Source organism: Bacteroidota bacterium (assembly GCA_018816945.1).
Lineage (GTDB): Bacteria > Bacteroidota > Bacteroidia > Bacteroidales.
The window spans coordinates 22,201-36,102 of the sequence record JAHIVC010000027.1 but is presented as its reverse complement, the minus strand read 5'-3'; the positions used below and the strand labels follow the sequence as shown (position 1 = coordinate 36,102).

Annotated in this window: 10 protein-coding genes; 1 reads left to right on the top strand and 9 read right to left on the bottom strand. The window is 36.8% G+C overall.

Translation table 11 applies throughout. The features are described from left to right. Nucleotides 1-5: 5 nt before the first annotated feature. The 9 genes from KKG99_05245 to KKG99_05205 form a co-directional block, all read right to left on the bottom strand. Nucleotides 6-1,067 (bottom strand): M20 family metallo-hydrolase, encoded by a 1,062-nt coding sequence (locus KKG99_05245; protein MBU1012390.1) that lies wholly within the window; start codon nt 1,065-1,067, stop codon nt 6-8. A gap of 2 nt (nt 1,068-1,069) precedes the next feature. Then, entirely contained in the window at nt 1,070-1,849 is a 780-nt protein-coding gene (gene argB / locus KKG99_05240; GenBank protein ID MBU1012389.1) for an acetylglutamate kinase, read from the bottom strand. Continuing rightward, on the bottom strand, nt 1,849-2,994 hold the full coding sequence (locus KKG99_05235; protein MBU1012388.1) for an aminotransferase class III-fold pyridoxal phosphate-dependent enzyme: 1,146 nt from the start codon (nt 2,992-2,994) through the stop codon (nt 1,849-1,851). The genes argB and KKG99_05235 overlap by 1 nt, the downstream gene beginning before the upstream one ends. 19 nt (nt 2,995-3,013) lie before the next feature. Next, nucleotides 3,014-3,991 carry an N-acetyl-gamma-glutamyl-phosphate reductase gene (argC, locus tag KKG99_05230; GenBank protein MBU1012387.1) on the bottom strand — a complete coding sequence of 326 codons (978 nt, stop codon included), beginning with the start codon at nt 3,989-3,991 and terminating at the stop codon, nt 3,014-3,016. Then, a complete protein-coding gene (gene argG, locus KKG99_05225) occupies nt 3,985-5,181 on the bottom strand; it encodes an argininosuccinate synthase (GenBank protein MBU1012386.1) in 1,197 nt (398 codons plus the stop codon). Before argG ends, argC begins: the two co-directional genes overlap by 7 nt. Next, nucleotides 5,171-5,836, bottom strand: a complete 666-nt coding sequence (locus KKG99_05220; GenBank protein MBU1012385.1) for a GNAT family N-acetyltransferase — start codon at nt 5,834-5,836, stop codon at nt 5,171-5,173. The genes argG and KKG99_05220 overlap by 11 nt, the downstream gene beginning before the upstream one ends. Nucleotides 5,837-6,295: 459 nt before the next feature. After that, nucleotides 6,296-8,080: a translational GTPase TypA gene (gene typA / locus KKG99_05215; protein MBU1012384.1), complete on the bottom strand. Its 1,785-nt coding sequence runs from the start codon at nt 8,078-8,080 to the stop codon at nt 6,296-6,298. 246 nt (nt 8,081-8,326) lie between these two features. Continuing rightward, the gene (gene dnaE, locus KKG99_05210) at nt 8,327-11,269 is read right to left on the bottom strand and encodes a DNA polymerase III subunit alpha (protein MBU1012383.1); all 2,943 of its coding nucleotides are present in this window, start codon (nt 11,267-11,269) and stop codon (nt 8,327-8,329) included. 124 nt (nt 11,270-11,393) lie between these two features. After that, a complete protein-coding gene (locus tag KKG99_05205) occupies nt 11,394-13,115 on the bottom strand; it encodes a S8 family serine peptidase (protein ID MBU1012382.1) in 1,722 nt (573 codons plus the stop codon). Between the two features lie 103 nt (nt 13,116-13,218). On the opposite strand from KKG99_05205, the gene trmD reads away from it, so the two are divergent. Continuing rightward, entirely contained in the window at nt 13,219-13,899 is a 681-nt protein-coding gene (gene trmD, locus KKG99_05200; GenBank protein MBU1012381.1) for a tRNA (guanosine(37)-N1)-methyltransferase TrmD, read from the top strand. The last annotated feature ends 3 nt before the right edge of the window (nt 13,900-13,902 follow it).

Here is a 13,902-nt window from a genome sequence, read left to right as displayed (position 1 = left end):
ATTATTTAAAGTATTTTATCAAATATTTTTATATATAAATCTATGGCTTCATTGATCTCCTCAATTTTAATGAACTCATCAGCCTGATGAGATCGGGTAGATTCGCCTGGTCCTAGCTTTAATGACGGACAGTCAAGTACCGATTGATCTGATAATGTTGGTGATCCATAGGTTTTACGGCCCGACTCCACCCCTGCCTTTACAATTGCATGATTGGGATTTATGGATGAAGAATTGAGGTTAAAGGATCTGGCCTTTAATTTACTAATCGTGTGCTTATCAATATATTTAAAAACCTCCCGATTACTATATTTCTCAGTAACCCTAACATCTATTGTAAAATGACAGGTACCCGGAACTACATTATGTTCCCTTCCGGCATCAATTTGTGTTACGGTCATTTTTACTTTACCAAGTAATTCAGAAATTTCTGAAAATTCGTAATTTCTGATCCAATCAATATCCTGTATTGCATTATAAATGGCGTTATCGGTATTTGAATGTGCAGCGTGCCCGGCAATTCCGGGAGCATAAGCATCGATAACCAATAAGCCTTTTTCTGCAATGGCAAGCTGCATGCCCGTAGGCTCCCCAACAACCGCAAAATCCAATTCGGGTAAATACTGAAGAATACTATTCAGCCCATTTGTTCCTGAACTTTCTTCTTCACCTGTTGCCGAAAATATTAAGTTATACTTCAAATCTTCCCGTTCATAAAAATGCATGAATAAAGCCAACAATGAAACCAGGCTTGCTCCTGCATCATTACTTCCCAGTCCGAATAACTTTCCGTCTAGAATTTGAGCATCAAACGGATCTCTTTTATAACCCTCATTTGGCCTGACAGTATCATGGTGAGAATTTAAAAGTATTGTTGGTTTTAGTTCATTAAAATATTTGTTATGTACCCAAACGTTATTTTTGTTTCTTGAAATTTCAATTTTCTTTGACCCGAAATATGAAATGATTAAAGCTGCTGTTTCCATTTCTTCGCTTGAAAAAGATGGAGTTGAAACCAATTGTTTTAATAATTCAATTGATTCTTTTTTAAGTATATGTATATCCATATCTAAAGTGACAATTTAGTAAAATTAAAAGCTATTGGATTCATCATTCCGGAACCACCAATGTTAATTTCAGATACACCCATCACGAGTGCTTCAAAACAATTATCCAATTTTGGGATCATCCCTTTTGATATTGCTCCAGCTGTTTTCAACTCCTGATAAAGATCTTTATCTAAAAAAGGAATGACAGAAAAATCATCTTCCGGGTTTGACAACACACCATTTTTCTCAAAACAATATAACAACCTGACATTATAAGTTTCACTGAACGAAATGGCAAGTTGAGCGGCTACCGTATCAGCATTCGTATTTAGCAATTGTCCTCGGCCATCGTGCGTGATGGCCGAAAACACTGGGCAAAATCCATTTTTTAACAACAGGTCGATGTTACTGACATTTACCTTCTCGATATCGCCAACAAAGCCAAAATCAATATAAGGATGATGCCGTTTTTTTGCTAAAATACTATTCATGTCACAACCTGATAAACCAATGGCGTTGCAACCATAATGCTGGAGTTCTGCCACGATCTTCTTGTTGATCAATCCCGCGTAAACCATCGTAACAACCTCCAGATCTTCCTCATTGGTAATTCTTCTTCCTTCTAGCATTTGAGTCTTAATACCTAGCCTTTCGCTTAGTTGAGTAGCTGATCTTCCTCCTCCATGAACCAGAATTTTCAAGGTTTTGTTTGCAGAGAAATGGTTTAGAAAGTTGGTTAAAGAAGATTCGTCATCAATCAAATTTCCACCAATCTTTATGATATCCAGTTGTGTTTTCATTATTCCTGCTTCATTGATTTTAAAACACTTTTTAGAGCTTCCGGAAAAACTTTGATTTCCTCATATGTAATCGATAACGGAGGTAATATCCTCAACAGATTTGGATTGGCAGATGATCCGGTAAAAATATGATGTTCAATTAAGAGTCGTTCGAGAATCGGTTTGGCTGCAAACTCAAATTCAACACCCAGCATCAAGCCTTTTCCTTTTATTTGTTTGATTGACGGAATCTTTTTGAGTTCGTTTACTAACAGCTTGCCTATCTTTTCCGCATTTTCAATCAGTTTTTCCTTTCTAAGTGTTTTTACTACAGAAATTCCTGCGGCGCATGCCAGGTGATTACCCCCAAATGTAGTTCCGAGCATGCCATGCTTAACTTTTATGGCAGGGTTGATAAGTAATCCTGCAACAGGAAATCCATTACCCATTCCCTTGGCCATTGTAATTATATCAGCTTTGATTCCTGTATGTTGGTGAGCAAAAAACTTCCCGCTCCTGCCAAATCCACTTTGGATTTCATCAATGATCAGGACGATCCCTTTTTCGATGCAAAGATTGGAAAGCAATTTTAAATAGGTTTCCGATGCCATATCAAGCCCTCCGACTCCTTGTATTCCTTCAATTATTACGGCACATATATCATCAGTATTTAGCTTATCAAACAACTGTATTTCATTGTTCAGTTCAATAAAATCAACCGGAAATTGTTCTTTATTAATCGGTGCGGAAATATTAGGCTGATTCGTAACATTAACAGAGGCAGAAGTCCTACCGTGAAAACTGTTCTTAAATGCAATAACCTTTTTTTTCCCGCTATGGAACGAAGCGAGCTTTAGGGCATTTTCGTTGGCTTCTGAACCCGAATTACATAAAAACAATCTATAGCTATCGTAGGAACTCAAATCCGATAATAGATCAGCAAATTCCTGTTGTAATGGAATTTCAATAGAATTGGAATAAAACCCTATTTTTTTAATTTGTTTTTGAATGGCTGAAAGATATGCCGGATGGGCATGTCCAATGGAGATAACTCCATGTCCGCCATATAAATCAAGGTATTTCTGATCTTTGTCGTCCCAGAGATAGACACCTTTGCTTTTTACGATATTGATTGGGTATCGTGGATAAACATCAAACATTTTCATATCTTTTTAATTTATAATACTAAAAATAATTTGCCTTTAACTTCAATCCCAACGATTCATCAAGTCCACACATGAGGTTCATATTTTGAATGGCCTGCCCTGCTGCCCCTTTCAATAAATTATCGATGGCTGAATTGATGAGTACCTTATTCCCGATTTTCTGTACCTGGATTAAGCAGTGATTTGTATTTACTACTTGTTTGAGATTGAGTTCGTTCATAGTAATATGGGTAAACATTGCATCCTTATAAAAATCTTTATACATCGCTACAAGCTCTTTTTCACTGTATTCCGATTCGGTATAAATGCTCGAGAAAATTCCGCGTGTGAAATCCCCTCTGTAAGGAATGAAATTAATTTCCTGAGTTTCTGAATCCCTGAAACCGGAAATTGTTTCTTTTATTTCTGCAAGGTGCTGGTGCGTGAAAGCTTTGTAAACAGAAATATTGTTGGTTCTCCAGCTATGGGCAGTTGTTTGGGTTAATGATTGACCTGCCCCGGTAGATCCGGTAATGGCACTAATATGAAGATCATTCAATACTGCTGAATATTTAATGAGGGGTAATACGGCTAACTGAATCGCTGTTGCAAAACAGCCCGGACTGGCAATATTTTGAGCGGTCTCAATTTTATGCTTGTTCAATTCTACCAGTCCGTAGATAAATTTTCTGTCGCTGAAATTAGCATCATTTTCCAAACGAAAATCATTACTTAAATCGATGATTTTTGTTTTTGCTGAAAATTGATGTTGTTCTAAAAACTTCATTGAATTACCGTGACCAAGGCAAAGAAATACAACATCTGCATTTAAATTGACTTTGTCTGTAAATTTCAAATCTGGATATGCAAACAAATCCTGATGAATTTTATTGATCGGTTCCCCTGCATTCGTGTGACTATAAACAAAATCGATCTTTACTTCTGGGTGATGAAGCAAACACCTGATTAATTCGCCGGCTACGAATCCGCTGCCTCCGATTATGCCTACCTTTAACATGATATCTTATTTACTTTGTTAAAAATTCGAATAGGGTTGGCCAAAATTTTTGTGAATCCTTTTACATCATCACTGCTCCAATCACGATTCATTTCGCCATAAGATCCAAATTCAGGATTCATTAAGTCATGCTGAGATTTAATACCGAGGATATTAAACCTGTATGGATGTAATTCAATATTCACAATTCCTGACACATACTTTTGAGAATCTTCCAAAAAGGCTTCTAAATTTCGCATGACCGGATCAAGGTACTGGGACTCGTGGATAAACATTCCGTACCAACTTGCAATTTGTTCTTTATAATGTAGTTGCCATTTTGATAAGGTATGTTTTTCAAGATGGTGATGTGCCTTAATGATAATACTTGCTGCAGCTGCTTCGAAACCAACCCTGCCTTTTATCCCGATAATAGTATCCCCAACATGAATATCCCGCCCTATTGCATATTCTTTTGCAATTGCTTCTAATGACTGTATGCACGCTATCGGTGTCATTTTTTTTCGATTCAACCCATACAGCTGACCATTTCTAAATTCAATTTTAATTTGCTTTGGTTTTGTTTCAATTACTTGACTGGGATAGGCATTTTCAGGCAATGATTGATGAGAAGTAAGTGTTTCCTTGCCGCCAACACTCGTTCCCCATAAACCTTTGTTAATGGAGTATTCAGATGTTTTTAAATTGATTTCGAATCCGTTCTTTTTCAAATAAAGGATTTCATTTTCACGAGAAAGCTGCAAATCGCGGGTTGGCGTTAAGATTTTAATTCCAGGCGCAATTAGTTGGAAAATCAAATCAAAACGGACCTGATCATTTCCGGCACCTGTACTTCCATGAGCAATAGATCCTGCTTTTATTTGCTTCGCATATTTAACCAGTGAAATTGCCTGGTACACCCTTTCAGCACTTACCGATAAAGGATAAGTATTATTCTTTAAAACATTGCCATAAATTAAATATTTTATGATTTTCTCATAATATGCTTCGGTTTCTTGTAAGCAAATATGCTGGGTTGCCCCCAAAGTATAGGCTTTCTCTTCAAGTTGATTAAGTTCATCCTCAGAAAAACCTCCTGTATTTACAATGGCGGAATAAACCTCTAATTTTTTTTCTTTCACCAAATACTTTAAACAGTATGAAGTATCCAGCCCTCCGCTATACGCAAGCACTACCTTATTATTTTTCATTTTCAAACTTTTTTAAAATTGGATATTCTTTTGATTTGGTTTTTAATCGTTTTCTGCGTTCGACAAGAAAAATTTTGAAATTTTCCCAGGATATTTTCCTTCTGACCTGGTAATTATTTATTGGCAATGCTGAAGGGACACAAACCATCCCTGTACATAAACACATGCTTCGCTTTGTACGCATCAGTATATCATGATTAACACAACCTTCACAACCTTTCCAGAATGCATCATCCATGGTGAGTTCAGCAAATGTTACCGGCCTGTAACCTAGGTCGGAGTTAATTTTCATCACGGCTAAACTGGTAGTGATCCCGAAAAGTTTGGCATTCGGGAATTTTTTAACCGACAATTCGAAGATGGCACTTTTGATTTCTCTTGCAAGGCCCGTTTTGCGATAATCAGGATGTACGATGAGTCCTGAATTGGCAACAAATTTCTGCCCTTCCCAACTTTCGATGTAACAGTAACCAACCACTTGATCGTTATGGGTTGCAATCACAGATTTGCCTTCGGTGATTTTTTGGCTTATATAAGCCGGTTCACGTTTGGCAATACCGGTACCTCTTATTTTTGATGCTTCTTCAATCATCTTGCAAATTGAAGCAGCAAATTTTAGGTGACTAACATTAGCCACACTTACTATAATTTTCATTGAAACTAAAATCTTAGATTAAAAATGTAATAAATACGAGAATGTATAATGAAACGGCAGGGTACGTAACCCTGCAAAATAAATTATGCCCGGGACGGGCGTCTATGTCTTAATAAGGAAGTTAAAGGCGTAACAATACCGGCTACATGCATATGCTGTAGTTTTAAAATCTGGTATGTCGTTGTCTTATCCATAGATGGGGGCAAATGTAAATAGTTTTTATAAAATATCAAGAAAAAATAGTAATCATCTCAAAATTTAAAAAAATAAAAAGAGAATGTTTCTTTTTAAGTATAAATCGTAAATCTCATCTATAATAAACTATTAATTTGTCACTTATTATGGGTCAATGAAAAATGTTTTGAATTGAAAACTACTCATTCTAGTCAGCTTTTTTGTACAAAAAAAGGATGGCCCTAATCTGAGAACCATCCTTTTCTGTTCATTTTATAATTGGTATTACTGAAACTTAGCTACTTTATAACTAATTTTTCGCATCCGAAGACTCTTTGGGGTTATTTCGAGGTATTCGTCCTCTTTAATGTATTCCATGGCTTCTTCCAATGAAAATTGAATTTTTGGCGATACTTTAGTAGATTCATCTGTACCCGATGCACGCATATTTGTCAACTTCTTGCCTTTTGTAGCAGCTACATCTATATCATTATCACGGGTGTGCTCTCCAATAACTTGTCCTTTATAGATTTGTTCACCCGGATCAATGAAAAACTTACCTCTATCCGATAGCCTGAAAAGTGCGTAAGCCAAAGCTTGTCCTCCTTCAATCGCTATCAGTGATCCAGCCATTCTTTCGTTTATTTCGCCTTTATAGGCTTGATAACCACTAAAACGGTGAGTCATAACAGCAGTACCGGTTGTAGCCGTCAAAACATTATTTCTTAACCCAATCAAACCACGGGCAGGAATAATAAACTCAAGATGCAGTAAATCACTTTTTGGTTCCATGACAAGCAAGTCACCTTTCTTTTGAGAAACAAGTTCGATTGCTTTTCCGGCAAATTGTTCAGGAACATCAATAACTAAGGCTTCAAAAGGCTCACATTTAATGTCATCTATGGTTTTAAAAATCACTTTTGGTTTACCAACCTGAAATTCATAACCTTCTCTACGCATGGTCTCAATTAAAATGGAGAGATGGAGTATTCCCCTGCCGAACACGGAAAAACGATCCTCCTTATCCGTTAATTCAACTTTTAATGCAAGGTTTTTTTCCATTTCCTTAAACAGTCGATCACGCAAGTGACGTGATGTAACAAATTTACCTTCCTGACCCAGAAAGGGTGAATTATTAATTACAAACAACATACTCATGGTAGGCTCGTCGATAGCGATTCGTGGCAAAGGTTCAGGAGCATCCAGATCGGCAAGGGTATCGCCTATTTCGAATTCATCAAACCCCACAATAGCACAAATATCACCTGATCGGGCTTGCTGTACCTTTGTTTTACCAAGACCTTCAAAAACGAATAATTCCTTTATTTTTACCTTTGCCCGCTTTCCTGCTTTTTGACATAATGTGTAATATTTTCCTTCGTACAGGTCACCTCTAAAAATTCGTCCGATAGAAATCCTACCTACATAATTTGAGTGATCCAAGGATGAAATCTGCATTTGTGGAGATCCCTCACGGTAAGGCGCTTCAGGAACATTTTTCAGAATTGAATCGAGCAATGGGATAACATTGGTTGAAGGTATGCTCAGATTAGTTGTCATCCAACCTTGCTTTGATGAACCGAATATTGTCACAAAATCTAACTGATCTTCTGTTGCATCAAGGTTATACATTAACTCAAAAACATCCTGTTGTACTTCTTCAGGTCGGCAGTTAAATTTATCAACTTTATTGATTACTACAATTGGCTTTAATCCAAGCATGAGTGCTTTGTTCAATACAAATCGGGTCTGAGGCATCGGCCCTTCGAAAGCATCAACCAGTAATAATACACCATCGGCCATCTTTAAAACCCTCTCAACTTCACCACTGAAATCAGCGTGTCCGGGTGTATCAATAATATTTATTTTAACATTTTTATAATTTACAGATACATTTTTTGATAGAATAGTAATCCCTCTTTCGCGTTCTAAATCGTTGCTGTCCAACAGCAAATCTGTTACTTCTTTTCTTTGATCAAGCGTCTTACATTCGGCTATGATCTTATCAACTAAGGTTGTTTTGCCATGATCTACGTGTGCGATAATGGCTATATTTCGAATTGATTGCATACTAATTTTTTGGAGGTGCAAAATTACTGCTTTAATCAACATGAATGAGAAAAGCTTGAAAAGAAATTAGTTAATGAGTTGATTGGTAAATTTGTGAAGAAGAATAGTGAATTAGTGGATTGGGAATTTGATGATTTGAAAATATGTCAATTTGAAAATGTAATAATCGTAGGACACTGAGCAGAGTCGAAGTATCCTTGGTTAATTTTTCTAATTCACTAATTTACTGATACACCAATTTGCAATTTAGTAATCATCTATAGTTAGATTTTTTAATCGTTTATGCCAATTTATTTCAATACTGATAAAGCCAAACTCTTCAACAACCTTGCCTTTTAAAATATAGCACCCATATCCCAGAAACGGGTATTGTTTAACTGTTTCAGGAAACTGAACCGTATCGACCCATTCCCCATCCAAATCAATGAACACTCCAAAACTCATACGTTTACCCTCCCCGGTCATGGTACCTTTCACATGTACCAAATATGCGAGTATTTCAACTTGTTTGCCTATTTTCGATTTCAAATCTTTAGCTCTCAGTTGAAGATCAGGTTTTTCTTTTAAGAGATCAAATGGTGAAGTTTTTACCGGAAATCCAAGCAAGTCGATTTCATCAAATGCATCTTCAATCGGAAGATGGTTAAGATCAGGTAAATGATAACGTTTAGCTTTCTCTTTAAATAGTTGCTTTGCGGGTTTCGATTTCTTCCCTTTCGATAAATAAAGATGAGCTTCCCAAAGCAATTCTTTTTTATTTGAATTTAACATTCTAAATCCACCAACTTTGATTAAAATAATGAGTTGGTCAAGGCTTATTTCAATCCTTCTGACAAATTCTTCTAATGATGTAAAAACTCCGTTTTGTCTTTCTTTTAGGATATTTCTGATACTATTAGTTTCGAAATTCTTGATAAATGCCAAACCAATATAAATCTGCTTATCAATTAATATACATGGACCATCACTTTGATTAATACAGGGAGCTTCAATAATGGCTCCATGCATTCGGGCTTCATGCAAATATAATTCCGTATGGTAAAATCCTCCTCCATTATTGACCGTTGCGGTCATATATTCGAGTGGATAATAAGCTTTTAAATACAAAGCCTGAAAGCTTTCGACCGCGTAAGAGGCAGAATGGCCTTTTGAAAAAGCATAATTAGCAAAACTTTCGATCTGCTCCCAAATTGCGGTGATCGTGGTATCAGGATATCCTTTTGTATTGCAATTTTCAAAAAACTTATCCCGTACTTTATGAAATTCGTTTCGCTGCTTGAATTTCCAGGACATTCCCCGACGAAGAATATCTGCTTCAGCAAGCGTCAAATTAGCAAAAAGGTGAGCAACTTTCAACACATCCTCCTGATAAACCATCACCCCATAAGTTTCTTCCAGTAATTTATACAGTTCCGGTAACGCTTTTCTGGCAACCTCCCTCCTTTCCGGATCGCGGTATCTTAAAATGTATTCGCGCATCATGCCGCTCTTGGCAACCCCCGGACGAATAATTGAACTTGCTGCTACCAAACGCAAATAATCTTCTGCTTCAAGCTTTCTTAAAAGCATACGCATCGCTGGCGATTCAATATAGAAACAACCAATAGCCATCCCTTGTTTCAATAAAGATCGGACTTTTGGATCACATTTAAATTGTTCGAGTTGATGAATATCGATGTTAATTTTGGTACGATGAGCCACCATATCTACCGTATCCTTAATCTTGCTAATTCCACGTTGACCCAAAATATCAAATTTTGCAAGTCCTAAATCTTCGGCTTCCAGCATGCTGAAATGTGTAGTTGGAAAACCTTTGGGTGGCATCATGGTTGCACAATAAGCGGTAATCGGTTCTTCTGAAATCAAAATTCCACTGGAATGCACACTTAAATGACTTGGAAAATCTTTTATCAACTGACCATATCCCAATACCAGTTTGCCGATATGATCGAGGTCTCTTCGGGCTTTATTCGCTTGCAATTCATCGATATCTTCGGGCGGAAGTCCAAATACTTTGCCTAATTCTCGAATCATTGAACGATACTGAAAAGTATTGTATGAACCAACTAAAGCCGTGTGTTTCCAGCCATGACGGTCGAAAATATATTTGGTGACGGCATCGCGTTCGCGTGAGGCAAAATCCAGGTCAAAATCGGGAGGGCTGCTACGCGAAGGATTGATAAATCGCTCGAAATACAAATCAAGTTCAATGGGATCAACGTCTGTAATCCGCAATAAATAAGCCAACATACTATTGGCACCACTTCCCCTACCGACATAATGATAACCCTGATTTCGGGCAAATTTCACCAAATCCCAATTGATCAAAAAGTAAGAACAAAAATCCATTTGTTGGATGACTTTTAACTCCAGATTGATTCTGTCACGCACTGCACTTGAAGCAACTCCAAAACGGTAAAGGACCCCTTTTTCAACTTCTTGTTTTAACAATTCATAATCGTCTGCTCTGGAAGAAGTATAGCAAGCCTTGTTTTTTGATTTACCATATTCAAAATCAATCGAACATTGGTCGATAAAATTTCGGGTATTGTTAATCAGTTGAGGATAAGCATCCCAGAATTTGAATTGCTCCGTTTTGTCAGGCATTATTTCGTTGGGTGAGCTTTGTTCGCTTGATGGTAAAAGCGTAAGTAGCGTGTTTTTATCGATGGTTCGCAGTAAGCGATGAATATTAAAGTCGCGCTGATACCTGAAAGTAACGGGATGAAAAATGAGTAATTTATACGGATGATCTCTCCATGGTGAAACTACCAATTTGTTCACCTGTTCAGGTTTAATACCGACAAACTCATTTTCCTTCAGCTTTTTGAGTTGATTTGGTATGAAAGGATATATAATAAATGCATTTTCAAAATGAGGGGCATCATTCTCAAAAACTTTTTCCTGATGCAAATGCTCAGTTAGGTGTTCGTTCAGCTCCTGAAATCCTTTATTGTTTTTTGCGATGCCAATATACTTTTGGTCAACTCCATTTCTGAAATCAATACCGACGATGGGTTTTAATCCCTTCTCTTTGCTGATTCTGATAAAATCAATACAAGCGGATGTGCTGTTGATATCAGTCAGACATAGCTCTGTATAATTATTTTTCAATGCTTCCGTTATCAACTCTTCAATGGAGAGTATGCCAAATTTATAACTGAAATAGGTATGGCAGTTTAGGAGCATGAAACAAAGATAAGGATAGTGGAAATGTGTGATTGATTTTGATAAGTAAATTTTGATTTGAATTTGAGATACAAGACCCAAGATACAAGTATCAAGACTTTTAATGTGATTTCTGCCCCTGTGATTAAAGCTTGATTATTTTACTGAAAAGGTTTTGATCAGAATTTTTAAGGTGAATGATATACACCCCCGCTGACAGGAAATTTAAATTCGATATATGAATATCGTTTAAGCCTTGATGTAATTCATAGTCTGAAGATATTACCATTTTGCCAGAAATATCCGATATGGTCAGATTTGTCATCTCAAGTGTACTTGAAAACACAATTAGCTTTGGATTATTGATAAACGGATTTGGGAAAATTTTCAATAATGAAGGGCTAATGTTTTCTGAAATAGTAAGCATTAGTACAAGTTGCATAGCCATATTAAAATCGGGCAATCCATAACCATAATGCGAATCCGGCCAATAATAAAGATTGGCACTTTTTTCTATGCTTTCTTTGATTTGCATATTATTCAGGTCGGGCCTACTTTGCCATAAACAAGCTGAAAGTCCTGCTATTATTGGAGCAGAAAATGAAGTTCCATTACCGAAAACAACCGAACCATTGTTTTGAATGATGGCTGTATTTTTGCCTTGGGCTACAATATTGGGCTTTGTTCTCCCGTCTGCAGTTGGGCCAATTGAACTAAATTGTGCCCAGATCCTGTTTTCATCCACAGCACCAACAGCCAGGACACTATCGCCATCGGCAGGAGCACCAATATATCGCCAGGGTTTATTGGCAGAGTTTCCGGCACTGTTAACAACCAAAATCCCTTTTGAGGCAGCAATATCAGCTGCCCTGGTAACAATTGTTGTATTTCCGTCCATATCTGAATAATGATGATTCTGGGTTACATCATCAAATTCGGTGTATCCCAGCGACGAATTAATAATATCCGCCCCCACGCTATCGGCATACTCAGCACCACACATCCACAAATATTCTTCTAATAATGATTCAGAACCATCAATCTCAGTTCGAATCAAATGATAATTCGCTTTTGGTGCCGTTCCTATATACACGCCGGGTTTATTAGCTGCCATGATGGATAATACTTTTGCACCATGATCACCGGCATTAAACTGGATTTGGTCGTTTATTACAAAATCACGAGTGCTAATAACCTGATTATTGAACCATAAGCTGTCAAATGCATCTAAGTTATTCACATTTAAAAAGCCGTTATCAAGGACTGCAATTGTTATATTCTCTCCTAAAAACCCACGTTGATGCATGAAATCACCATTCAACATTTTAATTTGGGTTTCAGCAAAACCATAATCTAAATTTGCAATTAATTCATCATTTTTTAATTTGCTTGTGCTTAATACTGATTCTACCTCATCCTTATTTACTTCATTGTTAATAGTAGCAGTTTTAAGCAAGTCTGCAGAACTTTCTCCAAATACCGACAAATTGTTATGTATCTGTTCAACTCTCTCCACAAAAGGTAAATTCCTAATTGTTTCTAATCCTTCCTGATCAACTGAGGATATTCCGATTCCATTCATCCATTTAGTGATGAACATGATTTTAGCACCCGCATCACTAACTAAATCAATATATGATCGGTCAACTGGCAAATCCTGCGAACTTATTGGAATATTATCTTTTGACCGTCGATTCAGCGCCTTTCCTGACAAAAATTGGGAAGGATTATTGATCGAATATGGGACTCGGGCCTTATCTGTAAATTTTACAAAATACACGTCACCAATCACTTGCGCGGTTAGTGTTTGCAATTGAATGGTAAGAGACAAACTAATGATAATTATTTTAAATCCATTTAGGTTCATATTCGAAACTCGTTAGGATAATGATTCTCAAATATCTGATATTTAAGCCAAAAATACTTTAATATTTAGCTATTTTTGTCAAATTATTACAAACACTAACTGAATGAAAATTGATATCATTACTTTATTTCCTGCAATGTTTGATGGGATATTTAATCATTCCATATTAAAACGTGCCCAGGATAAAGAACTTGTGAGCATCAACCTGCACGATTTAAGGGCATATTCAAATAATAAATATAAAAGTGTTGATGATTATGCATTTGGGGGTGGTGCCGGAATGGTGATGATGATTGAACCCATTGATAATTGTATTACAGCCCTAAAATCAAAAACGGATTATGATGAAATTATCTATTTAAGTCCGGATGGTGAGTTATTTAATCAGCCATTGGCAAATCAGTTTTCAAGTCTGAAAAACATTATTTTATTATGTGGGCATTATAAGGGTGTCGATGAACGTGTCAGGCAACATTTGATTACCCGCGAAATTTCAATTGGGGATTATGTTTTATCAGGAGGTGAATTAGCTGCTGCTGCTTTTACCGACAGTATTGTAAGATTGATACCGGGCGTATTAGGTGATGAAACCTCTGCCCTATCCGATTCATTTCAGGATCAATTGCTATCGCCGCCTGTTTATACGCGACCGAGGGAATATAAAGGGATGCAGGTTCCTGATATTCTGCTTTCGGGAAATGATAAAGAAATACAGAAATGGAAACTGGATCAAGCGTATGTAAGAACCAAAACCAGAAGGCCAAAGCTTTTTGATAAAGATTAAAAG

What these genes read in the sequence shown, in the direction of transcription:
- KKG99_05245 (MBU1012390.1), bottom strand. Translation starts at nt 1,067, where the DNA reads ATGGATATACATATACTTAAAAAAGAATCAATTGAATTATTAAAACAA.
- argB (MBU1012389.1), bottom strand. Translation starts at nt 1,849, where the DNA reads ATGAAAACACAACTGGATATCATAAAGATTGGTGGAAATTTGATTGAT.
- KKG99_05235 (MBU1012388.1), bottom strand. Translation starts at nt 2,994, where the DNA reads ATGAAAATGTTTGATGTTTATCCACGATACCCAATCAATATCGTAAAA.
- argC (MBU1012387.1), bottom strand. Translation starts at nt 3,991, where the DNA reads ATGTTAAAGGTAGGCATAATCGGAGGCAGCGGATTCGTAGCCGGCGAA.
- argG (MBU1012386.1), bottom strand. Translation starts at nt 5,181, where the DNA reads ATGAAAAATAATAAGGTAGTGCTTGCGTATAGCGGAGGGCTGGATACT.
- KKG99_05220 (MBU1012385.1), bottom strand. Translation starts at nt 5,836, where the DNA reads ATGAAAATTATAGTAAGTGTGGCTAATGTTAGTCACCTAAAATTTGCT.
- typA (MBU1012384.1), bottom strand. Translation starts at nt 8,080, where the DNA reads ATGCAATCAATTCGAAATATAGCCATTATCGCACACGTAGATCATGGC.
- dnaE (MBU1012383.1), bottom strand. Translation starts at nt 11,269, where the DNA reads ATGCTCCTAAACTGCCATACCTATTTCAGTTATAAATTTGGCATACTC.
- KKG99_05205 (MBU1012382.1), bottom strand. Translation starts at nt 13,115, where the DNA reads ATGAACCTAAATGGATTTAAAATAATTATCATTAGTTTGTCTCTTACC.
- trmD (MBU1012381.1), top strand. Translation starts at nt 13,219, where the DNA reads ATGAAAATTGATATCATTACTTTATTTCCTGCAATGTTTGATGGGATA.